Below are 21,409 nucleotides of genomic sequence, written 5' to 3' on the forward strand. Positions count from 1 at the left end.
GTCATAGCAATCATGTTTTCGTTGCAGTACTTTATATAACTCGAACATTTTTCATGGAAAAACCCCTTAATTATTTAATATCTTTAACTAAACAAAAAATAGCTTCAACATTTCAACTTGTATTTTGCTCTGTTTTGTTTAACAAGGCTCCAACAAGTTTAACAGAAAGGGGGGAATCTCTGTTCAAGGGACATAGTAACCAGCTCTTGCTTTATGATACTCAAAAGTTTCGGATAGTAACTTGCAAGCCTAGCGTTGTGTTTCCTGAATCCATAGAACGTGTTGTACTTATTAAGGTCGTTTCTGAAATTCCTTCTAATCGAAAAGCTTCCTCCAGCGGTCAGTAACCGTTTGAGCGCCACCCTTATAAACATATTCCAGGCGTGAACCAAGTCTACTTAATAATTCATTCGTAATCGTCCCACTCTTTTCTGCAACATCTTCGGAAGCTATTTGTTCTTTCCCATCTTTTCCGATTAGAGTTACTACGTCACTGATTTGGACATGTTCTAAATGGGAGATATCGACGATAAGTTGATCCATACAAATTCGACTGATAATGGGAGCTTTTTGTGATTGAATAAGAACGTAACCTTTATTTATGTTTCTTGGAAGTCCATCTGCATAGCCAATCGTAACGATCGCAATTTTCATTTTTTGTTTTGCTTGATAGGCTCTGCCATAACTAATAAATTCACCGGGATTTAGTTGTTTCACTACTGCAATTCTAGCTTTGAGGGCTAAAACTGGTTGTAACTTAACGTTGCTAGAAACTTTATCGTTTTTACTTAAGACTCCATAAAGTGCGATACCAGCTCGAACATAATCGTATTGTAATGTAGGATAATTTAAAATTCCATAACTTGCTTGGATATGTTGTTTTCCAGTCGGAAGTAGCTGTGATTCTAACCACTTTATTGTTTGATTAAATGTTTCGACTTGCTTGTTCGTGAAATGAATATCTTCACTTGTCAAACTGTCGGATACGGATAAATGTGAGAAAATCCCTGTAACTCTTAAATTTTGGCAATTATACAGCGCTTTTAAATCTTTACTATTGGCTGGATTAAAGCCTAATCGATGCATACCCGTGTCTAACTTAATTTGAATCGGTATTTTTACCCCATGCTTGTTTAATTCCTTTGCGTGAGACAAATCGACGACAGTTTGAGTCAAACGGTATTGCTTAATTCGATGAATTTCTGCTGGATTGGTGTAACCTAATATAAGGATCTCACCTTTGATTCTATGCTTGCGTAGCTCGATTCCTTCTGCTAACGTAGCTACTGCAAACGATTTAATTCCTTGCTTATTTAATTCTCTCGCTATTTTAACAGCACCATGGCCATATGCATTCGCTTTTACAACTGCCATTAATTTCGCATCGGATGGTATCAGTTCTTTTAATGCCCTTATATTTTCTCTTAATGCCTGTAAATCAATTTCAACCCAAGCTCTACTAGTAGAAGAAGCTGTCTCTTTTCTCCAATACACCATCATCAATGCTACAGCGAATGAAAGAAAACTAACCATACAAAAGTGAAGGAGACTATTTTCAACAAACAAGTGTTTCCAATTTAAGAAATCAGATGTAAAGCGAACGATAACAATCATCCAAGGGTGAATGATATAAATGATGACCGATAAAGTTCGTATATTTCTACTGCTTGTTCCCTTTATTTGCAATAAACAGAGGAACAAGTAATACATTGTTGGAAGAAGCATGATATACATACTGTCATGACGTTGTAGGGAATGATGATAAAGCAAAAGTCCCTCAACAATTAAGAATACAAGGGAAAGAAAGAGCAATGAGATGTTCTTTGTAAATGAACCTCGTTTAGTAATTTGATAGATAAGCATCCCCATCGTAAGAAAGAGCGGGACCATAAACAAACCATTTCTCGTATAATCTGAAATAGAAAAAATAGTATTATAGAAAGACTCTAAATAAGGTATTTGTTTAATAACACCATAGTAGCTATCTCCAAATAATCCAATCACATAAAGAAAAAGGGATAAAAAAAACGTTAAGCGCAAACCAATTTTCCGCATACAAAAGACAACAATCAGAACGCCTAGAATCAACCCTGGAAAATACCATAAATGATAAAAAGTACTGTTAATTAACAAATCTTTCAAAAACGAAAATCCCCAACCTTCACTCTTATAATGTCCAGCGTAAAGATTAAGTGGTAAAAACAGGACGATTGAGCAAATATATAAAAGAACAAGTTTCTTACAGAAAGACCAAATGTAAAGCTTATTTCCACTTTCTATTTGTTTATATAAGAAATATCCACTAACCATAAGGAAAAACGGAACCGCTATTCTAGCAATGATACGCGTTAAAATAAAATCAGCATCCTCACCAAAAGTGAGGAGCGGAGAAGTATGGTTCGCTACCACAAGAAACGCGGCGATTAATCGGAACTGATCAATCGCTCCTGATTTATGATTCAAGCTCATAGAGGTCTGCTCCAAATCGTTACGATAAATCCATCAACATTATTTCCAGATATCTGATATAAGCAGTCTTCAGGTATTTCAATCGTCGTCCATTCTTCATTAGCTCGCACATGAAAAACATTAAATTCCAATTCTTTTTCTATGAATGTATAAGGAGTCCCACCTATTGGAAAATCTCTAAGAAATTGAATGTATTCCTCAAGGCAGAAACCAAGCTTTTGAATCCTATTAGCATGGGGAAATCCTACATATCGGAAATGCCATGGTTCGTGTGAGATTCCTGTTAGCTCCTCTTTGTTTTTCTCATATCGTTCAATAAACCCATAATCAGCAGCAAGCTCTCGGAACTCGGCAAAGATTCCACTATAAGGAAAAGAAGGGCGTATAAAATCAATGACAGGTTGATTTTCAGCTAAATCGATGGCAAGTCCCGTCTGATGTTCACTACAATTGGGAAACGCTACATATCGTTCAGTAAAATCCCTACCGTTTTCTAGTAATGATTCTTCAAATATCGTTTCTTGCTCTTCCTTACTTCGATACCCACTAACGGGAACAATCTTCTCCTTACTATTTATTTTTTCGATTAAATGGATGAGAGAGGCACTTGCCCTTTTTTCGAGCAGAATCTTTTCATCAACTATTGAAAAAGGTACGAGTGTGCTTATGTTTTTAAACAATGGTCCTTTTATTGGGTTGGTGCGGTTAACTAAGACTAAATAGCCATTGAACACATCGTCCTTATGTAGAGTTATTGTTCTCATCGCTCTAACCCTAATTGGATCAACTTATCAATAATAGTCGGAAACGTAAGGCCAATTCCTTTCATCATTGCCGGATAACGACTATGGTCTGTAAAACCAGGAAAGGTATTCACTTCGTTAAAGACAATATCTTGATTCTTTGTAATAAACAAATCGACTCTCGCCAATCCAGAACAACCAAGTGTCCGATAAATCTGTATAGCCGTTTCCTTTATTTTTTTTGCTATATTAGCGTCAACCCGAGCTGGCATATGAATTCGCGAGTTTGCAAGTGAATATTTTTCATTAAAATCAAAAAATCCATTCGCTAATTCGATTTCATCAACTTCCCCAACGGTAAGGTCATCATGACCGAGAATGGCACATCCCACCTCAAATCCTTCGATAAATTCTTCTATGATGACTCGATCATCATGACAAAATGCATCTGTTATTGCCTTAAACAACTCTTCTTTTTCTTTTACAAGTGTAATACCAATCGAGGAGCCAGATTTTACAGGTTTAACAAATAGTGGCGGCTCAAGCTGACTGCATAATGCAAAGATATGCTCCTCAGTATCATTATTTGAAAAAACAATTGACCGAGGTGTACGAATACCTTCATGCGCTACTAATTTATGTGCTCTATCTTTATCCATGCATAAAGCAGAAGAAAAGGTGTCACAGCCAACAAAAGGAATTCCTGCCAGTTCAACATACCCTTGAAGTGTGCCATCCTCCCCGTTTTTACCGTGCAAAACAGGAAAGACAATATCAATCGTCATTTCTATAATTTCACCCAGCTGATATTGAACTATTTTACGACTATAACGATTTGGGGAGAAGGCAACAGGTGTACAGTTTGAAACATCTTTCCACCAAGTGTCCTGTTCGATTTTTTCCAAACTACCATCATATCGATACCAGCTCCCTTCTTTAGTGATACCGATCAAGATTATTTCATATTTTTCCTTGTCCATATGAGAGATAACTGAATGAGCGGATTGAAGAGATACTTCGTATTCATTTGAACAACCGCCAAAGACCACGGCTACAATTATTTTTTCCATTATTTCATTCCCCCTACTGTTATTAAGAAAATTTGCTAAAGCCAAACATTTAGGCGCCGACTGAGCCTTAGTTGCACTTATACTGCAATGTCGATTAAACCGCCATGATATTGTGTAATAAAAAAACACTTCATGTTTCTGTACATCTATCGTACTAGAACATAAAGTGTTATTTTTTCGTTTATTATCAAGGAATGGATACGTTTTTCTGAATTAATTCTTACAAATTCCTTACGAGGTGAATGGTAGTGCGACAATAAATTCAACTTTTTCATCTTCGCTATAGGCCGTAATGGTTCCCCCGTGTAATTCAACAATTTCTTTGGCAATAGCTAGACCTAGACCAGCACCACCTGTATGTGTCGCGCGAGAAGTATCCAACCGATAAAACTGTTCAAAGATCCGCTCTAGCTTATCTTTTGGAATAGTACGACCACTGTTAATAAAATGAAGATGAAGAAAGTCCTTTTCTCTTTTTGAGCGGATGAAAATCGTGCCATTCTCATAACTGTAATTAACGGCATTACGGATTAAATTATCGAAAACACGCTGCATCTTGTTTACATCACATGAAATTTCAAGATTCGGTTCAATGTCTAATTGACACGTTACATTCTTCTCCACAAAAAGTGGATGAAACTCAAACGTTATCTGCTCTAGCATTCTTGTTAAATGAATGGAACTCTTTTCAGGACTTAGCTCGGTTAAATTAAATCGAGTGATCTCAAAAAATTCATTTATTAAATCTTCCAACCGTTCCGCTTTATCCAACGTAATAGATAAATACTTTTCACGAAGCTCTTGAGAAATCTGCTGCTCATCTCGCAACAATGTGATATAACCAATAACAGAAGTTAATGGTGTTTTTAAATCATGAGCCAAATAAACGAGCAAATCATTTTTTCTTTGTTCTGCTTCTTTTGCTAATCTTGCGTTTCGAATTGATTCTTCTTTCATTGAATTCATCCGATCTTCCACTTGTTTAAGTTCAAGAGGAAGATGGATACTTTCATTATTATCGGAAGCAAGCTTTTTACTTGCTTCAACAATATTATCAACATAACTAAGCGTCTTCCACCAGTAATAGAGGAAGATGAAAAAAACTCCACCTATCCATATAAGCGCGATAAACAGTAAAGGGTTTTGTCCAATTGGTCTTAATAGTACGTATACGAAGTCTGTAGGATACCAAATGAATTGATTTATTATGTATCTAAACGCTATATAGAAAGTAATTAATCCAATTGAAAAAATAGAAATCGTAATGAAAAATCTCCCTAAAATTCTTCTAAATAATCCTACCCTCACTACATTATTAGACTTTTTATTCAATGGTGTAGCCCACCCCCCATACTGTTTTAACAAACTTTGGCTTTCTTGAAGGTTCTTTCATTTTTTCTCTAAGTCGTGCAATATGAGCCATTACCGTATTATTATTATCTATATATTTTTCACCCCATACCGCTTCAAATAACTCTTCTGAAGACACAACCTTCCCTCTGTTTTCACATAAATACCAGAGGATAGAAAATTCAATCGGCGTTAATGATAGTGGGTTTCCATAAAGTGTGCATTTACGGGTGTCGATATTAATGATTAAACCCGCAAAATCAAATTCCTTTGCCTGTTGAATCGGCTGAATCGTTGTGCCACTGCTCTGATTATATCGCTTATAACGCCGCAGCTGTGCCTTCACTCTTGCTACCATTTCTAATGGATTAAACGGTTTTGTAATATAATCATCCGCTCCAAGCGTTAGCCCGGTAATTTTATCGATATCTTCTACTTTTGCTGTCAGCATAATGACCGGATAATGATAGGTTTCACGGATTTTCTGGCAAATGGAAAAACCGTCTACCCCCGGTAACATCACATCTAATATGGCAAGCTCAATCTGATTGGATTGGATAAACTTTAAAGCAGAGTTTCCTTCATAAAATACGCATACATCGTAGCCTTCATTTGTTAAATAATACTTCACTAAATCCGCAATCTCTTTTTCATCATCCACCACTAAAATAGGGTTCATGTTTGTCATCTCCTACTTTTAAAGCTCTGTTTATATAGATTAATTGATTTTCTGCAGAATGAGAAGAGGAGCTTTATCGCTTTTTGGTCAAGAAGCGCTTCTTCAATAAAGTACTAGTGTTCAAGAACTAGCAAATGCGATTCAATTTAGTGTTGGATTCTTATGATTTCCCTTCAGTTTATGTTGCTTGCGTTCGGTACTGTCCTGATTGAGATTGCCTCTGAAAATTGCAATCGATGACAAAATGAGTTGGGATGCCGTTTGCAGTTGGATTTGTATTATATATTCCACAATATCGACAAACTTAGTATTTTGCGGACACCAACGCTCTTATCTGTGAACATCATAGGCGTTTGACAATAAAAGGGGTCACCATGCACCTTATTCACTTAAAACTCCCCCTAGTGACCGTGTATCTCTCCCTATGTTGTTACTAATCAGATATTGAGACGGTTTAGTAACCAAACCTTATCCTATCTTTATTTGTTGGAATGCCATTAACTACTTTTTGCCATGCACCATCTTGGAAAACTTCATATTGTTCAAAAGCACAAGGCAATCCATTTGCAGTAAGGATGTCACTGCTATCCATCAGTTGAAAATGCAAATGAGGTCCAAAAGAATTTCCTGAATGACCCACTCTTCCAATAACTTCACCTTTTTTTACACTCTGACCAACTGAAACCTGAATAGAATCGGTTTGAAGATGTACTAACGCGGCATATACATTTTCACTACAGTTCATGATGATGTAGTTACCAGCAACGGATTGTATGTCGTCTTTTTTCGGTTCAAAATAATGAGCATTTTTATAAGCATTAGACATATCTAATAGCAAATTCGTTCGTGCTCGTTCTCGATAACCATCCTCTGCTTGGACAACGATCCCGTCACATGGTGCATATACCTCTTGGCCCCAACAGTAATAATCCCTTAAGGAAACCCCAAAAAAAAGATATTGTGGCAAGCTAACACGATAGGCGGGCCAGCCTGTTCTTTCCCAATCAACTTGTATAAAGTCATAAGCATATCTTGTTCCTAACTTGTTTGTTCCGTGGCTCGGAATCCTTGTCCCTGGAGTGTTAGGAGAGAGCCATTCTCCTCTCAAAGGAAACTCTACACTTATCGGCTCATGCGCTTTAATCATCTCATTTCTCCCTTCCATCCATTTTTCACTACATTATTGGAAAATGACAAGTGCCAGTACTTACTCATACGCTGGGATTTTTCTCATTCCACGTCTTATTCATCGCTTGTCGTATAGAAAATTCTTCTAAGTTCGTCAAAGTATTCGTCAAGCGTTGAAACGATACGCTCATAATCCACATTTGAAGCTTCTGAATTCCTGATTCCTTCTAATATTTCATTTGTAAATCCGACATTAGCCCATAAGATAACTTGTTTACACTTTTCAATATTCAACCCTGCTCTAAATTTAGATTCATCAATCATGTCAAATATTTCAGTACCGCATGAAGATTGCTTTTTTCTTTCTCTTTTTTCAAGTTCTTTGTTTACTTCATCAGAGTTTGTAGCGTTCGAAAGTTTGTTTAACTCAAAAATCCAAGGATATTGCTTTATTAGTTCTAGTTGAAGAAGATACGATTGCCGTAGCCGATCAAAAATATCTTTTTTCGTAAAATCCATTTTCATAAAGTATTCCTTATTAAGAATTTCGGTGAAGTAATCATACACAAGCAGAAAGAGTTCCTGTTTATTCTTTATATAATGAAACATCAAGGCTTTAGAAATACCTGCATCTTTTGCTATTACATTCGTAGATGCCTTGTCAAACCCTTTTAGAGCAAATTCTTTTAAGGCTGCATTTAAGATAGCGTCGCGCCTTAAAGGTTCTAAATCCAATAATTTTATAGACATATTCAATCTCCCTTGATAATCCTACTTGCCATTTACCTGTTAGGTCAATATTATTATATCTCATTTACCTAAAAGGTCAATAAATTTAGTTCCTAAATTCAGGGGAAATTGCACCTCAAATGGGATTAGTTATATTTCACGGCAGAAGGCAAAGAGGTCAAGCGATACAACGAAATGTTGATGAGTTTCCAAAGAACGAAAAAAAGAGAGGCCAGCGTTTAACTTCCAGCATCTCACTATTTCTATATTTCTGAAAAACCTTAGTAAATCAGGCTTTCGTTCAATCCTTCCTTGACATCCCCACAACAAAAGCAACAGATTTTTGTTCTAACGTCCTCTTTCGTTTAAGTAATATTATTCAAGAGTTTTTTTAGAAACATTGGGGCCAATATCATTTGTTGAACATTGGAACGATTAATTAAAGGCTATAGTCTATATGATTTTATTTCTTTTACCTTTCCAGACTTTGAAGTATTACTAAACATATATACATCACAGAAATCAATTTTTGTTTCGTTTGCTAATGAAATCACCCCATTTATGGAAGCGAATTTTCCATGAGTGATGACTTGGTAAATTTCCAAACAGTCAAAGTTACTCCTCTCGATTATGATTAACAAACTCATATATTATTTCATTCTCATCTAAAGTTATCGTTAATTCGGTTCCCCATCTTCCATGAACAAATGTATGAGTAAGTCCATCAACTGTTGTTTGCTGCCAATTTCCAGGTCCATCAACAACCTTACCTAAGTAGTCATAATATAGCTTAGATGAAGCATTCGACCAGTGATAAATTTCTTTCTCAAGTGAAATAGACACTGGCTCCAATCCAACAGGATACAACAAGTCTCCATATCCGTGTGTGACATAGAGTTGTTCACCATGAACATATGGTTCTTTCCCTTTGAACTCTATAGTGGACATTGCGTAAAAAATTTCAGCATATTCAAGCTGAGGGTAATCAAAGGTAATGTGTATCCATTTCTCATCGGTAAATGCCATAAAGAAGTGATATCGTAACGAAACATCCATCTTAACATGCTCAATATACATAGTTCCGGGGTAAGGAAAATTTCCAAGTGTTTCTTCAACATGCATCGATAAGCTAGTTACGATCTCATTTTTCTCCTCTTCTGTAACCTCCTTCACTGCTCCTACTTCAACCGGATTACCTTTCCGATAAAGGAGCATACCGTCATCTGATTTCTCGGGATAGACATCGTCCAGTTTCCAAGTGAACAGTTCAGTACCGATTGGTTCTTCATATGCCGTTTGTAGTTGTCCGCTTTCTAGTAAAATTAGCCATAAAAAAACTCCACTAATCATAAAAAATATCGTTGTAGCTACGATACTTTTCATTGGATAATGGTTTCTGTGATCACGATATACCGTATGAGCCTCAAGTGTTTTCAAAATTTTTGTCCTCGTTGTTTCTTTTTGTTCTTTCGTTGACCTAACTTGTTGGAGCTGCTCCCACGGTTCATCATAATGTTTGCTCAATACGGTCGCCTCCTTCTTCAATTGCTTTCATTCTTCTCAAAGATTGCAGTGCTCGTGATAATGTTTTACGAACTTTTGTCTCAGACCACCCCAGAATTTCTCCAATCTGTCTAGTGGAACATTCTTCCACTTTCTTCAAAATAATAACGACCCGGTAATTGGGTTTTAACTTTTGAATGGACTCTATTAGGTAGGAGACAGCTTCTTTATTTTCAAAATTCTGTTCCACATTAATAGGGGAAGGGATTTCCTTCACAAACGAAATAAACCTCCTTCGTTTGCGTTTTCGAATTTCATCAATGACCAAATGTTTGGCTATGCCGAATAACCACGTTTTAACATTCGACTGATTATCAAACCGATCATATGCCATAAATACTCTTACGAACGTGTCATGAACCAAATCTTCACAGCATTGTTTGTCACCAAGCATATAGAGAATAAAACGGTACACGTCATCGTAGTACGTTTCGTACAAACCCATTACAAATTGTCGCTTATCTTTGTACAATCCCATCATCACCTTCTTTTCCTATTTGTTTGTAATTAGTCGTTTGAAAGCTCATTTTGTGACACTTGCAGAAAAACTTTTTTTGAATAGAATTAAATTTTTGCTATTACCTAAATTATTCGAATTCCTATAATAATCAAGAGACAAGGAAACAAGGATATAATGATATATACAAGTAATCCATTTTGAAAAATTGATCAAAATGGATTACTTTCTTGCAGTTATAGATTTTGATTTATAAAAAAGTCATTTTCTCCCTATGTTCCTCAACAAAGCGTACAAGCTTCATTTAGAACATTTATTAGCAGAAATTGGTATAGCTACGACTCAACTTGAAGGCGCAGAAAACGAAGTCACTACTGCACTTGAACAAATTATCTTCGCTCCAAAAATACTTGTCATCAAAGAGAATAGTAAGATTTCTCTAGCTGGTATTGCACAAGCAGCCGGAATATTAGGGGTTACAAGTCAAAGGATTTTTGAACTATCATCTTCCTTCTATGTTGAGAAAGTTCAGCAAGAAAACCGTATCTATTTTACAAAGAATAGTAGACCTATTTGGGCTTGGTTTTACTAATGACCACAATATTAGACATAACCAAAGTGGACAACTAGAAAGAGTATCTAAACCTATCAATGGTGTTCTTGACAGTAGTTATGGATATGAGGTCAATAGTGGGGTCCTTAGTAAAGCTATTACTTGACTATGGAGTTACAGAAAATGAAATTGATGAAATTCTACGAGTTTAGGGGTTTGGAAACTTCTTGTTGTTAATATACTACCACTTCTATTTGGTTATCTTTGGAGCAGTCTTACATAGATATTTATATTAGTTTTATGTTTTTTTGTGAATTAACTGCAAATTTATTTTTACCATATAATTTTGATAAAAAGCAATAATATTATCCACCGTTTACATATAATCGGTGGATATTTTTATAGTTATATATAAACATCAATCACGTGGGATGTTATTGTATAGACAAATGGTGAAATTAGGATTAAATTAATTTAGGAGAAATATAATGTCCCTAATTTAGACGCTTAACCTACCTTTTAAACAATCAAAAGTGTACTTAATATTTCCAGGTCTTTAAGGAGGATTTAAATAGAAAACACAACCATTTTAGCAAGTAATTTAACAAACGAATTAACAACGAAATCACTTGTTATGTTCGCAATTTTTAGTGTTAGATTGAAAGAAATTACGAACCTTTGAGGTATTAAGTTTATAAAGGAGCAGTGATAATGACAAAACAATATATGATTTTTTTACTAGTTCACATATTCAATCAATTCCTCATTTTAGTTGGTGGTTATATGAGTGCAGGAGCACCAAAAGAGTTCTATCCTGTAAAAACTTGGTTTGAAGCATCACTGGCATTTTTTATTATGGGTATGTTGTTCAACCTAATATTTTTCATTATTAATAGAAAAAAAGAAGGTAATTTAAAAGCCTTTTTGGTTACGACACCGATTATGATTATCCCGTATTTGCTAAATCTAATACCTTTTATCAAGATTACAACTGGTCAATGGGGTTAATGTATTTCCCGCCGAAGCGCTCGACACCGAATCACCCCCAAAAAACATTAACAATATTGATTCTGGGGGTGATTGGGTGTATAAATGATGGTAAAACGATTGTATGTATCAACTCGAGAGCGCTGTTGATATCTCAACGAAAGTAGAGCCCTAAAATCATTGCAATTCAGCATTGAAAAATAATCGTTACTTGTTATTTTTCTCTCCCAAAACTGACCCCCATACATATCCATAAGTTTTATATATTCAACTAGATTGCTCTAAGTAAATCCTTAACGTGTTTCCTTAAATGATGCAAATAAGCCATAAGACAGTAAATTAACAAACGAGGAGAGTCATGGAACAAGCGGAGAAGTTTAGGTGTATATTTGATATTAGCATTTGATGTATTGTTTTTGTTAAAAATTTCTATTATAATTTGGTTGGTTAACCAATTAATGATGAGGTGATGAATTGAATAATAGGGATACAGGTAAACGCCAACGGATAATAGATTCTGCTTATAAAGAATTTAGCACTAAGGGTTTTAATAACACTACGATAAAGGATATTGCTAAAGATGCTAATATAACACCAGGATTGGTTCATTATTATTTTAAAAATAAGGAGGAATTACTTTTCTCCGTACAAAACGATATTCAAACTAAATATCACAGAAAATATGGCACAGAAGAAACTTCCGAAATTAACCCTACAGAAGTTTTACTTGAAATTAAGTCTAGGGTGGAAAATGACCCGCTGTTGTATCTATGGAGATATGAGCTTTATTCTCTAGGGTTAAAAGGAGAGCCCTATCAAAAGGACGTTATGAACATTTTACAAACTGGCAGAGAGAGTCTGTCAAAACCTTTGCAAAAATTCATCAATACCCCTAGTAAGGCAAATGCTTTAGCGAGTATTTTATTAGCTTGTTTTGACGGATTAGCCCTTCAAAAAATACTAGATAATGAATTTGATATAGATAATGCGTATGATTTACTGATAGAAATTTCAAATGGACTATTAGAGGATAAGTAGGTAGTAGTGTTATTACTTATTACAAGGAGAGCAAATTCCAATGAAAAAAACAATTGTTTTATTAGTCATTATACTTTATCTATCTAATCCTATTAATGCCTTTGCCAATACGGACGACACTAGGCAAAAAATAGAGAAATATATCGAGAATTCTTTAGAAACATATAACATTCCTGGAGCATCACTGAAAATTATAAAAAACGGAGATAACTTTTATGAAGGTAATTGGGGGATAATGAGCAATGGGTCAAGTGTCACTTCAGATACCCCCTTTCTTATTGGTTCATTAAGCAAGCCGATAACAGCCCTTGCTATCATGACGTTAGTTGAAGATGGTAAAATCAAGCTGGACGAACCAATTCAAACTTATATCCCATCGTTTACCTATCAAACAAAAAGTTCACAAAAAATTACAGTTTTGCATCTATTAGAACATACAAGTGGTATTAGGCGATATGATAGTTTTAATGTGACTGACATGGAGAGGGAAAGCATGGGAGCAATTGCTCAAGCAGTTACTGAACTCAGTGGTGTGGAATTGTTTCATGAGCCTGGAGAAGTTTACGAATATAACTCTGCTAACTATTTACTCTTAGGAGCAATCGTTGAAAAAGTGACAAACCAAACTTTTTCAGAATACTTAAATCAGAGTATTTTTACACCACTTAACATGAATCATTCGGCTGCTGACTATAAAGGAGCGGTTGATAAAGGATACGTATCTGGGTTCGAGTCATGGTTTGGCAAACCGATAAAAAGTGACGGTTTTTATGATAATGCGGGAGCACCATACGGCTATTTAGCTTCCAGTACAAATGACTTGTCAAATTTTTTAACATTCATGTTAGAAGGCGGAGACTTATTATCAGAACAATACCTCGAGTTAATAAAATCACCACCAAAAGAAGGTAAAACATACGGCTTAGGTTGGAGGTTTTACCCAAAGGAACATTTTCTTTTCCATGGAGGAGCAACATCAGATTTTAGGGCAGAAATGTTTTTTATACCAGAACAAGAAGTTGCGGTAGTCCTTCTGACAAATAAATATCATATCATGGATGATTACCAAGTTTATTCGATGGTGGAAGGAATTCGTTCTATAATGAAGGGGACTGAACCTATTCAGTTATCGAAACCAAGTTATAGTCTTCAATGGATTATTTTGGGTGCAACTATTCTATTAGCAGCTTTAACTGTAATCCATATAATTATTAGACGTAAAAAAATTGCAAATAAGAAGTGGACTTTCTCCTATGGTGTCTTTTTATTTATTTTAGCAGTCGCGATTATACCTATTCTGACTTATGTTATGAATAGTCCATGGAGAACGATTCGAATTTTCGCACCAGATGTTGCACTGTTAGTACATATATTAGTTGTTATAGTTGCAACAAATGGAATCGTACCATTTGTTATAAAGTCCACCCAGACTAGCTATAAGTAATGCTACCAAACAACCAGCCAATCTAATGGAAATTATAATCCTATTTATTTTATGGTTTCGCAGTGTAATTAACACCATTTTCCACACTTGATGTAGCATGCAAAAACGCTTGGATAGTTTATCCAAGCGTTTTCGTTCGATTCATTTTTATTGACTTTTTTTCAACTAACGGACATTTACTTGAATTACAACTCAGAACTGTACACTGTATATTCAACCATAGTCCTTAGTTCTTAACATATCCTTTTTGTAATAATCAAAATTGGAATATCTTAAATTTAAATTTTCCAATCGCCTTTTTCCATTACTAGAATTTCTTCCTGCTCTAATAATCCGAACACACTCATGGAGCTGTCACCAATCATTATATCTTCATGAACAGCAGACTTATTCATACCTAGCTCTGTTAACTCTTCTTCTGTTTTTATATACCCATCCAAAATATTATCAATGTATGCTTGACCAAAGGCAATATGACAAGCTGCATTTTCATCAAACAAAGTACTTTTAAAAGTGATTCCGGTTTTAGCAATACTTGAATTCGCTGAAACAAGTGCTACTTCGCCAAGCATTCCAGCGCCATCATCAGTTTGAAGAAACTTTAGAAAGCCTTCGTGTTCGGGTTCAATTTTTGTAACTCTCCCATTTTCAAAGAACAGCTTTAATTCTTGAATAGTTTGTCCTTCTAGAATAATTGGTTTTGTAGTGGTAACATTTCCATTTACATGATACTTATTTGGCATTGTCCAAACTTCTTCAACAGGGATATTTGACATGAATTCCTTTCCATCTCTTGTTGTTTCTGAACCACCTAACCAAACATGGTTGTTGGCTAACCTAACCGTTAAGTCCGTTCTTTCACTAACAAATCGCAATCCAGAAAATCTATAGTTGTTCAACTTTTTTGTTATGCTTTTCAACATACCATTTTGCTGCTTCCAGGATAATATAGGATTTTCCATATTCGATTTTGTTGCTTCAAATATATATTTCCAGAGAAGTTCGATAGCTTCATTTTCAGGACAGTTTGGAAAAACTTGTAGTGCCCATTCCTTTGTAGGCGCATTGACTACTACCCATTTATTATGATGTTCCATACCATAAGTTCTACAAGGGCTCATAGCAATTGACTTTGTTTTATTGACTATCATTGTTCTTTCAATACAATTAGAATCCTTATCCGAAAACGTCGGTGCAACTATTGTTATAGTTGAATAGCCAGATTTCGCATAGTTCAATTCATTTTCAACAACTGATTTTGGGTAAACTTCTAAAAACTCTTCATCTAGATAGCGTACTCGAACCTTTTCAACTTCAGAGTCTCGCAGATTAAGACAGACATATTGCGCGCCATTTTTATAGGCTTCTTTTGAAATTTCACGAACTAGAGGTAAATGTTCTGGTGAAAAATTGATTTTAATTAAATCTCCCTTTTCAACTGTAACCCCAATATTCACAATGACTTTAGCATAATTATTTAAAGACATAACCTTCACACCTCCCCTATGATTTAGATAATACCCTTATTTCCACTACCTAGTTACTATTTAAACACTCTGATTGAAACTAACTACATACCTTTCCATTTAATTGAATAAAAGTTTCTTATTCTATTTTAACATTAAATTCCATAATACCCTCAACTCCTCAAATGTTTATACACCCTCGAAAACGCACAATATTAGTAGCGATTTTGTACGCTATTTTATTTTTTTTGTCATTTACTCTTCGAAAACAAAACCCCTTATGACACGTAACTACTAAATTAAAAGGTGCAAATTATTATTCTTTTTTCTGCATTTATGTTATTTTCCATGTAAAAGACTTTTGGAAATTCATGTTATAAATTTTGTAATTTATGTTATAATTAAGTAAGTTTTTGACAGGTTATGTGAAGTAATACACTTAAAGAAACGGCGGTTAGTTTAAGAAAGATTGAATTTCCAAAGGCGAAAAAGGTGGCCTCGTTTGCCGTAATGATGTAGGAAGTGGTGATGCTTTGATATTGTTTATTCTTGTGGCATTAATTTTAATTTTTGATGGAATAGCTATACATTTTCACAAGACTGGTAAAATGGCTTTTTGGTTATCCGGTATATTGATGGGGTTTCTTGCTCCAATAGTTGGATTTTCTTTAGGTTATCTGTTTTTGCAACTTAGTAGAACTTTCGACTCTACATCGACACACGAAGGTGCAGGATACGCAGGGGCGTTCATTTTTCTCGGCTTATTAGCGAACGCCATTGTTTTCTTCTTTATTGGCATAATTATAAAAATATTTAACAAGCATAAGTCTGAACAAACGTAAAATTTTAATTATTAAGCTAACCTGCGTTAGTTTGACAATGTTATTGCTTATTCTGTTAACTAGCAGCTTATTGCATGAGAAAAAAACTTATTATCCGGGGGTTAGAATATTGAACAAAACAATGTTAATTGTCGTAAATGTGATTACTGGACTATTTGTTACGATTTCTAGTATTCTTGGGTATGGATTTAGTGGGATTGGAGAAGGTTCTACCAATGACTTCACAATCTTTATTTGGTTGTTTATTTGGGTAATCGGTTTATTTTTACAATTAAAACTAAAAACTAGGGTAATAGGATTAATTATTACTCTCATTCCAGTTGTATTCTTCCTTTATGTTTATATTGCCGCTGTAATGATGTAATTAGTTATTGTGAATTATTTTTACTTAAGCTAAAAGGGGCATTAGTAAAACTATGGGCTGTATGGAGACAGCTCGTTTTTTTTTTGCACACCACACACTTGGAAAATGGTGTTAAACTAAAAAGCAGTTATATAGGATTAAAAAGGAGTATAGATTCGATAAAGGAGAGCTGTTTGAATGGAGACTAATACAGAATTACTTAATTTAGGTGCAAAGATGGCAGAATGTGGGTAAACACAGTGTCGAGTCAATTTGGGATAGAATTCGAGTTGCTAAAAAAAGGGGAATAACGAGGAAACTATTAGTAAATTAGAGGAAGTTATTGCTGAATTAATTGCCGAAAAAAACGAATTAATTCAAATATCCCAAGCATTTTGAAGAGCAATTGATTTCCAAAACAATATCTGAAGAAGATATTGAATATATTACTGAAAGTATTGTTCCATTGTTAGAACAAGTATTGGAGCAAAGTGGACAAGAAAACTCTGAAAAAATTATACAGAGTATCAATATATTGAAACCATTATTGTCCAAAGAAACATTTAACATTTTACAATTACTAGGTTTTAATTTTAAACGAGTAATTGGTGAGCCATTAACAGAATTATTACGTAAAACGATATCATCAAACATACCTACCGCAGGAAAAGATACTATTGACCTCCAAATGTTAAGAGAACAAAAAGAGATAGAATTTTATAAACTAGTACAAAACGAAGACGCCTATCAAAAATTCCTTGAACTAACTGGACGAACTAAATAATATTGCAACTCAACTCCTACCGTGGCGCTTTTTCTTCGCAGAAAATATCTCCTTCTTCATTGATAATGCGTAGTTAGAACAACCTTCAACTGCTCCTAATCGGAAAGATAAAGCTATAAAGAAATGCAATTTGTTATGCCAACGCGCGCTTTCCTAGAATAGGGAGTTTTACTACCTGTTTAACGAGCAAAAGAGTTGAACAAAACCCACTAAGTTTTTATAAAAATAATGTAAATAGTTAATTAATCTCAAGGAGTGAGTATAATGTTAAAAAGAAAGTTTGGCGACCGCTCTGAATGGAAACGAGTAACTAAAAGGAAATATTCACAATTATATATAGATAGCAAAGAATTCAAAGGGTATATTACTTTATTAAACACAATAAAAGTAACTGAACCATTATCGGTTAGATATGGTGAAAAAAATGTATGTATTGTAAATGATGGTTATATGTGGTTGCAACAATTTCCATTGGAGGAAAAACATTCGGTAACAACGATGTTTAATGCCAAAGGAGATATAGTCCAATGGTATATCGATATATGTCTGCGTAACGGAATTGAAAATGATGTTCCTTGGATGGACGATTTATTTTTAGACATTGTTCTATTGCCAACTGGAGAAGTTATTGAAAAGGATGCAGATGAAATAGAGAATGCTTTATCAGATGGAATTATTGATAAAACTCTTTATGATTTGGCGTGGAATGAAATGAAAAACATTAAAAGTTTATTAAGTACGGATAGTTTCGAGTTGATAAGACTTTCAAATAATCACAAGGAGATTTTGTCTGAAATATTAAAGTAGATACTATTCAACTATAGGCTAGAAATCGTTAAAAGATATTTAATGCGTTATTAATATGAGAAAATTCTCACAGGAAGGCGGAGATACAATTGCCAAATAAACAGAGTACTATCGGGTTGGTTTCTTTTATTAGTCTGATTATTGGTCTTATTTTCTTTATTATCTATATAGTAACGGGAAATTCATTTATTAAAGATAGCATAACAATGTTAATTAGTTTTATTTTCTTGATATTTTCGTTTATTTTATCTTTGTTTAGTAAAAAGAATAAATTCGGAAGGATTTCATTAATTATTTTTCCGATGCTGTTTGTGATTTATTTATTATTCTCCGCGATAATGTTTTTATTTTGGAACAGACCATAATTAAACTAAGAGGAGTTTCTGTAAACTTTTTTGGGGAAGTGGTTTTTTGAAGCAACTATTTCTGTTATTTTTTTTCATTACTTTTTTGGTAGGTTGCACCCAAGATAACTCTAAATGGTATAACACAAAGGATGAAGCAATTAAATATGAATTGGAACAAGAAGGTTCAAATGCAATTTTATTATCAGTTGAGGACTATAGTGGTGAAACGATAGTTTTTTTTGAACAGAGTAAAACATTAGGTGTTGCAAGTGTAACAGAAAGTAAAAAAGGATTTAGTTGGTATAGAGACGAGCCATTTATCGATTTTGATGGTGATATTCCTTATTCAACAATGGGGTTTAATTATAAAATGTTAATGTTTTTCTCTGAGAATCTCGAACAATTTCACAGTGAGTTGACAAATAAAAAAATCACTGTAGAGGAAATTGTAAATATGCCATCTGGTAGAGTATTTAACTTTGCAGATAATGAAGAGAATTACTTCGCTGTATTGGAAAAAAAGTAATATAAATGAATAAAATCTATTCTACTTTTCAAAAGCTACCAGATTAGGTCGCTTTCTTATTGAACGGGAGTTACTTGAATATCAAATAGGAACTGTACACTTCATACGGATGAAGCAAGTCGTCGAAAAGGATATGAGAATGGTTTGTTTTCACCTTTGAAGTATACCCGTTAGAATTATAACTCAATGTTTTTTGTTATTTTTTTTAGTATTCGGCTGGTACTTCAACAACAACAAGAACTGCCAAGTCCAACAGCCCTAAGCTATTGCACTCCGTAGTGATATTTATATATTATACGAAATTCGATCCAAACCACATGAAAAAAATAATGATTGATATATTTATAATGATTAAAAGCAAGGAAATTATAGCTATACCTTTCTTTTCATTCCTATTTGCAAAACTCACAACTGCAAGTGCAACAGAAGTTATGGAAGCCACAATTATAAAAACAATAATCAAGAAACCAACTCGCTCTGTTGTTGCCGTAGCAATTGGGTCTAAAAAAACCATAGAAAGAGAAGCCAGTAAACTTAAAATCAAAAGAGTAAAACTTCTTCAAGAATATCTTTTATACAATTTAGGTTCCTCCTTTTTGCTCTTGTCAATTCTAACATAAAACAAACGCCTATCTTGAAGTAAGCTCTCAGCACAATAAGCAATTCTTTTCCCATATTCATAGGGTTCTTCACTCGAATATTTTTCATAGAAAAACACCAAATACGGAATAGCGTCTTCGAGACATTTTATGAGATATGACAACTCCTAAGCACACCTCTTCACCATTGTTCCGAAGCATTACCTCAAATACATCTCAACACCTCTCATGAATACTTAAAACTGACTTTTTTTAGATTTTCTCCACATTATCTGAATTATATAGTGAGAAACTGTTCCTTTTTTCTTTGGCTCTGTTAAAGTTTAATGTTGATTTATAATGTAATAAACGGACTTCCAATTGAATAGAAGTCCGCTTCGTGGATATTAAAGGAATACTCAACTAAAGAGTACATTGAAAATCCATACATTATAACCATAAATTACCTTTAGCAAGTTTATACTTAACGTGCAACAGTTTTAACATTATTAACAATTATAAAAGATAGAATGGAAAAAATCGCTATAGATATAGCAAGAAAGCCATAAGCTGCACCTTCGAATCCTCTAATGTTAAAGAATCCAATAAAGAAGAGGATAAGCGCAGCTATTATTGCTATAATTCCAGGTGAGATTCTAATAAATAGGGGAAACCCTTTTTTACTCAACCAGTAGGTAAGCATCAAAATAATAATGCCTGGAATCAGAGCCGTTAGAAAAGGTACAATAACCATCATTGTAATTCACCTCCATTCAACATTAAGCATTATTTTATGTTTTCCTATCGTCAAGTTATGAGATTATTTCGTGAACTTACATAATCTAATTGTATCATGAATTTCTATATTTGGAATTAAATTACTTTAAATTATAAAGTCGTTAATTTTAGCTTCATTTTATAGGTGTTTACTTTTCTAAAGTTTGAAACCAGGCTATAATTAGACAATTACCACCATTAAAATGCTGTAGCCACCCTTTTAATCGTCAATGGTAGTTATTAACGTTCTGCGATACAACCCTTCCGTTAGAACGTTACCATCTGATTTGAATTGATAAATATCCTTCCTTTTTCAGCAGTATACGTTTTAAAGCCACGCCAAGAATCGGTGCACAAAATAATTCTTTAAATATTTTATGTCCGATAGAATCATTTAAATGTTCATTGTTAATGACGTTCCAAAGTGTCTGGAACTTGATGGCGCTAATTGTCCTAAAACTGACGGATTCACTGTCCAAAATGAAAGGGAAGCACTTGACGGCTCCCCTAAGATTCTTTCACATCAACTTGATACGTTTCATTTTTCTTGAGATAAAACCTTACGTCATTTCGACCAGTAAGGATATACCAATCCCTTCCAAGTTCCAAGCGACAAGGAAGCGTCCGACCATATCCTAGATGAAGATCAAACCAGTCTCCGCAACGCATCTTATACCCTTTATTTTCTCCCCAAATGACAACCCAACAATCCAACTCTTCATGATAAGT

Annotated in this window: 22 protein-coding genes and 1 pseudogene; 10 read left to right on the top strand and 13 right to left on the bottom strand. The window is 34.3% G+C overall.

Annotated features, from left to right (window positions below; translation table 11 throughout):
• Positions 1–315 precede the first annotated feature (315 nt).
• The 9 genes from vanT to T323_RS0109055 form a co-directional block, all read right to left on the bottom strand.
• A complete protein-coding gene (vanT, locus tag T323_RS26415; RefSeq protein WP_051556460.1) occupies positions 316–2,469 on the bottom strand; it encodes a serine racemase VanT catalytic subunit in 2,154 nt (717 codons plus the stop codon).
• Positions 2,466–3,233, bottom strand: a complete 768-nt coding sequence (locus T323_RS0109015) for a M15 family metallopeptidase (RefSeq protein ID WP_051556461.1) — start codon at positions 3,231–3,233, stop codon at positions 2,466–2,468. Before T323_RS0109015 ends, vanT begins: the two co-directional genes overlap by 4 nt.
• Positions 3,230–4,282, bottom strand: a complete 1,053-nt coding sequence (gene vanG / locus T323_RS0109020; RefSeq protein ID WP_026672987.1) for a D-alanine--D-serine ligase VanG — start codon at positions 4,280–4,282, stop codon at positions 3,230–3,232. Before vanG ends, T323_RS0109015 begins: the two co-directional genes overlap by 4 nt.
• A 231-nt stretch (positions 4,283–4,513) precedes the next feature.
• Positions 4,514–5,614, bottom strand: coding sequence for a vancomycin resistance histidine kinase VanS (vanS, locus tag T323_RS0109025; protein WP_035178246.1), 1,101 nt, complete (start codon positions 5,612–5,614; stop codon positions 4,514–4,516).
• Positions 5,607–6,311: a VanR-ABDEGLN family response regulator transcription factor gene (vanR, locus tag T323_RS0109030; RefSeq protein ID WP_026672989.1), complete on the bottom strand. Its 705-nt coding sequence runs from the start codon at positions 6,309–6,311 to the stop codon at positions 5,607–5,609. Before vanR ends, vanS begins: the two co-directional genes overlap by 8 nt.
• Before the next feature lie 454 nt (positions 6,312–6,765).
• Positions 6,766–7,458, bottom strand: coding sequence for a M23 family metallopeptidase (locus T323_RS0109035; protein WP_026672990.1), 693 nt, complete (start codon positions 7,456–7,458; stop codon positions 6,766–6,768).
• Between the two features lie 95 nt (positions 7,459–7,553).
• Positions 7,554–8,189: a TetR/AcrR family transcriptional regulator gene (locus T323_RS0109040; protein ID WP_026672991.1), complete on the bottom strand. Its 636-nt coding sequence runs from the start codon at positions 8,187–8,189 to the stop codon at positions 7,554–7,556.
• A 594-nt stretch (positions 8,190–8,783) separates the two neighbouring features.
• Entirely contained in the window at positions 8,784–9,692 is a 909-nt protein-coding gene (locus tag T323_RS0109050) for a hypothetical protein (protein ID WP_026672992.1), read from the bottom strand.
• A complete protein-coding gene (locus tag T323_RS0109055) occupies positions 9,676–10,209 on the bottom strand; it encodes an RNA polymerase sigma factor (protein ID WP_026672993.1) in 534 nt (177 codons plus the stop codon). Before T323_RS0109055 ends, T323_RS0109050 begins: the two co-directional genes overlap by 17 nt.
• A gap of 253 nt (positions 10,210–10,462) precedes the next feature.
• Between T323_RS0109055 and T323_RS0109060 the strand changes: the two genes are divergently transcribed.
• The 4 genes from T323_RS0109060 to T323_RS0109075 all read left to right on the top strand — a co-directional run bounded on the left by T323_RS0109060 (position 10,463) and on the right by T323_RS0109075 (position 14,210).
• Complete coding sequence (locus T323_RS0109060; RefSeq protein WP_026672994.1) at positions 10,463–10,780, top strand: hypothetical protein; 318 nt, start codon at positions 10,463–10,465, stop codon at positions 10,778–10,780.
• 672 nt (positions 10,781–11,452) lie between these two features.
• A complete protein-coding gene (locus tag T323_RS0109065; protein ID WP_026672995.1) occupies positions 11,453–11,749 on the top strand; it encodes a hypothetical protein in 297 nt (98 codons plus the stop codon).
• Positions 11,750–12,202: 453 nt separating this feature from the next.
• On the top strand, positions 12,203–12,766 hold the full coding sequence (locus T323_RS0109070; protein WP_026672996.1) for a TetR/AcrR family transcriptional regulator: 564 nt from the start codon (positions 12,203–12,205) through the stop codon (positions 12,764–12,766).
• Between the two features lie 40 nt (positions 12,767–12,806).
• Positions 12,807–14,210 carry a serine hydrolase domain-containing protein gene (locus T323_RS0109075; RefSeq protein ID WP_026672997.1) on the top strand — a complete coding sequence of 468 codons (1,404 nt, stop codon included), beginning with the start codon at positions 12,807–12,809 and terminating at the stop codon, positions 14,208–14,210.
• Between the two features lie 278 nt (positions 14,211–14,488).
• Here the strand turns inward: T323_RS0109075 and T323_RS0109080 are convergent, their stop codons facing one another.
• On the bottom strand, positions 14,489–15,697 hold the full coding sequence (locus tag T323_RS0109080; RefSeq protein WP_026672998.1) for an aminopeptidase: 1,209 nt from the start codon (positions 15,695–15,697) through the stop codon (positions 14,489–14,491).
• A gap of 512 nt (positions 15,698–16,209) precedes the next feature.
• Here T323_RS0109080 and T323_RS0109085 point away from each other — a divergent pair.
• The 6 genes from T323_RS0109085 (at position 16,210) to T323_RS28805 (ending at position 19,945) form a co-directional block, all read left to right on the top strand.
• On the top strand, positions 16,210–16,518 hold the full coding sequence (locus T323_RS0109085; protein WP_026672999.1) for a hypothetical protein: 309 nt from the start codon (positions 16,210–16,212) through the stop codon (positions 16,516–16,518).
• 109 nt (positions 16,519–16,627) lie between these two features.
• Positions 16,628–16,882, top strand: a complete 255-nt coding sequence (locus T323_RS0109090; RefSeq protein ID WP_026673000.1) for a hypothetical protein — start codon at positions 16,628–16,630, stop codon at positions 16,880–16,882.
• A 385-nt stretch (positions 16,883–17,267) separates the two neighbouring features.
• The gene (locus tag T323_RS0109095; RefSeq protein ID WP_026673001.1) at positions 17,268–17,645 is read left to right on the top strand and encodes a hypothetical protein; all 378 of its coding nucleotides are present in this window, start codon (positions 17,268–17,270) and stop codon (positions 17,643–17,645) included.
• 264 nt (positions 17,646–17,909) lie between these two features.
• Entirely contained in the window at positions 17,910–18,452 is a 543-nt protein-coding gene (locus tag T323_RS0109100; RefSeq protein ID WP_026673002.1) for a ribonuclease FAU-1 family protein, read from the top strand.
• Between the two features lie 411 nt (positions 18,453–18,863).
• Positions 18,864–19,325: a VOC family protein gene (locus T323_RS28345; protein WP_245613705.1), complete on the top strand. Its 462-nt coding sequence runs from the start codon at positions 18,864–18,866 to the stop codon at positions 19,323–19,325.
• A 329-nt stretch (positions 19,326–19,654) separates the two neighbouring features.
• The gene (locus T323_RS28805) at positions 19,655–19,945 is read left to right on the top strand and encodes a hypothetical protein (protein ID WP_156942421.1); all 291 of its coding nucleotides are present in this window, start codon (positions 19,655–19,657) and stop codon (positions 19,943–19,945) included.
• Between the two features lie 442 nt (positions 19,946–20,387).
• Here the strand turns inward: T323_RS28805 and T323_RS0109120 are convergent, their stop codons facing one another.
• From T323_RS0109120 to T323_RS29170, 3 genes and pseudogenes are all read right to left on the bottom strand, one after another.
• The gene (locus T323_RS0109120; protein ID WP_026673005.1) at positions 20,388–20,660 is read right to left on the bottom strand and encodes a YesK family protein; all 273 of its coding nucleotides are present in this window, start codon (positions 20,658–20,660) and stop codon (positions 20,388–20,390) included.
• 129 nt (positions 20,661–20,789) lie between these two features.
• Positions 20,790–21,078 (bottom strand): annotated as a pseudogene (locus tag T323_RS29375) (IS1595 family transposase); the annotation flags it as partial.
• Positions 21,079–21,187: 109 nt separating this feature from the next.
• Positions 21,188–21,409, bottom strand: a 222-nt coding sequence (locus T323_RS29170) for a DUF5348 domain-containing protein (protein ID WP_026673006.1), incomplete at its 5' end; no start/stop codon positions are given.

The sequence above is a fragment of the Alkalihalobacillus bogoriensis ATCC BAA-922 genome (genome assembly GCF_000621445.1).
In the GTDB taxonomy this organism is placed as follows: Bacteria; Bacillota; Bacilli; order Bacillales; family Bacillaceae_F; genus Bacillus_AO; species Bacillus_AO bogoriense.